The following is a 2,367-nucleotide window of genomic DNA, read 5'->3' as shown; positions in this document are numbered from 1 at the left end:
GTGTCGGCGTACAAGCGAACGTGCGCCACCTCGTACGGATGAAAGTGCACCATTTTTGATGCGGTGACGGGGCGTCGGCCGTGAGTCTGCTGCTGTCGGTTCGGGGTGGCAGGGAGGCGGCTGACGGTGGTCTTGGATCCGCATCGCTGGCTGGAGTTGAGGCGGTTTCGTCCGCTGTACGAGTCCGGTGCGATGAGTCTGCGGGAGATCGCGAAGGAGACTGGGCTGAACCGCCGGACGGTCAGCAAGTACCTCAAGGACCCCGCATCGGTCGCGCCGCCGAAGAGAGAAGCAGCAGATCAGCGGCCTCGGCGGGTGGTGGACGAGGTCGCGCCGCTGATCGACGCGATGCTCAGGTCCGAGATCCTGCTCAAGGGGAGGGTGATCCACGAGCGCCTGACCCAGGAGTACGGGGTCAGCATCAACTACCAGCGGGTGAAGCTCTATCTGCAGGAAGCCCGGCCCCGGATCGCGGAGGAAATGGGCATCAGCCCGGGTGAGTTGGCGGGCCTGCACCGGCGCTTCGAGGTCGTCCCTGGTGCTCAGGCCCAGGCCGACTGGGGAGACGAGGGCAAGATCCTCGCCCATGTCGGCATCCCGAAGGTCTACTCGTTCCACATGACGCTGTCGTACTCGCGCGACCCGTTCTGCTGCTTCACCACCAGCCAGGACCTGGCCACGTTCTTCGACTGCCACCGGGCCGCGTTCGCGCACTTCGGCGGGGTACCGATGAGCATCGTCTATGACCGCACCAAGACGGTCGTGCGCCGACACGTCGCTCCCGGTGAGGCGGTTCCGCTGCACCCGGAGGCAGTCGCCTTCGCCGGGCACTACGACTTCGACATCGACGTGCTGGCTGCCTACCGGCCGCAGGGCAAGGGGCGGGTCGAGCGGCAGGTGAACATCGTCCGTGACCACGTCCTGGCCGGTCGGGCCTTCTCTTCCATCGAGGAGCTGAACGCTGCCTTCGCCGCCTGGGTCCCGCTACGGCGGGCGAAGGTCCACGGCACCCACGGCGAAGTCATCGGACACCGGGCCGTGCGCGACCACATGGCCCTTCGCCCGCTGCCGGCGACTCCGTATGTGGTCACGCAGCGGCACCTGCGGCACGTCGGCAAGGACTGCCTGGTCGCCTTCGACGCGAACCTCTACTCCGTTCCCGCCCGCAAGGTCCGACCCCGTCAACTGGTCGAGATCCGGGCCACGAAGTCGCAGGTCAGCCTGTATTCAATCGCCCCCGACACAGGTGGCCAGACCTTGTTGGCCGTCCACCCGCGGGCCGTTGGCCGAGGCGCCCGCATCGTGGATGAGACTCACTGGGACGGCCTTCCCACCGGAGCCGGCCGCCGGGTCACCACCGGCGACGCTCTGCCCTCGCCCCGCCGCGACCAGGCAGTCGGGGCCGAGGCCGGACCGCTGCAGGCTCTGCTGAACCGGGCCGCCGCCGCGAATGTCGAGGTGGGCCGCCGTCCGCTGTCGGTCTACGACGAACTGACCGGCACCCGCCCCTTCACTGCCAACTCCGCCAGCAAGGAAATCCGTTGAGCGAGCTGACCAGCACCCGCATCCGCACCACCGCCGCCAAGCTCGGCCTGCCGCACCTGGCCGAGGCTCTGAACCAGTACATCCAGCGGGCGGATGAGGCCAAGATGGGCTACCTCGACCTGCTCGATCTGGTGCTGTCCGAGGAACTCGCTGTCCGCGACGACCGCCGCTTCCGCAACGGCCTGCGGTTGTCGAAGCTGCCGCACCATAAGACGCTGGAGGACTACGACTTCTCCTTCCAGCCCGAGCTCGACCCGCGCAAGGTCAAGGACCTGGCCACCCTCTCCTTCGTCGAGGAGAAGGCCAACGTCGCTCTGCTCGGGCCGCCCGGAGTCGGCAAGACGCACATCGCCGTCGCCCTGGCCGTCGCGGCCTGCCGGGCCGGCTACTCGATCTACTTCACCAGCCTCGACGACATGGTCCGTCACCTCAAGGCCGCGGAGGACCAGGGCCGTCTGATCAGTAAGCTCACCAGCTACCTCCGGCCCGCCGTTCTCGTGGTCGACGAGGTGGGCTACCAACCGCTGGAGCGGGCCGAAGCGAACCTGGTCTTCCAGGTGATCTCCAAGCGTTACGAAAAGGGCTCGATCATCCTGACCTCGAACAAGACCTTCGGCGAATGGGGCCAGGTCTTCGGCGACGAGGTACTAGCCACCGCGATCCTCGACCGGCTCTTGCACCACTGCGAAGTCGTCCCGATCAACGGCAACAGCTACCGGCTCAAGAACCGCCTCCAGGCCATCGAGCGGGACACCGACGTGGCCTGAGCTGTGGTGCACACAACTTCGTACTCGATGGTGCACTCAGAGGAGTACCTAGACA

2 protein-coding genes are annotated in these 2,367 nt (G+C 66.8%); both read left to right on the top strand.

The features are described from left to right. The first annotated feature begins 126 nt into the window (after positions 1–126). The gene (gene istA, locus ACFY1U_RS50910; protein WP_390700927.1) at positions 127–1,545 is read left to right on the top strand and encodes an IS21 family transposase; all 1,419 of its coding nucleotides are present in this window, start codon (positions 127–129) and stop codon (positions 1,543–1,545) included. Beyond that, a complete protein-coding gene (istB, locus tag ACFY1U_RS50905) occupies positions 1,542–2,312 on the top strand; it encodes an IS21-like element helper ATPase IstB (protein WP_031174301.1) in 771 nt (256 codons plus the stop codon). The genes istA and istB overlap by 4 nt, the downstream gene beginning before the upstream one ends. Positions 2,313–2,367 lie beyond the last annotated feature (55 nt).

The sequence above is a fragment of the Streptomyces sp. NPDC001351 genome, assembly GCF_042896045.1.
GTDB lineage: Bacteria > Actinomycetota > Actinomycetes > Streptomycetales > Streptomycetaceae > Streptomyces.
The sequence above is the reverse complement of the archived record's forward strand: the minus strand, read 5'-3'. Positions and strand labels throughout refer to the sequence as shown.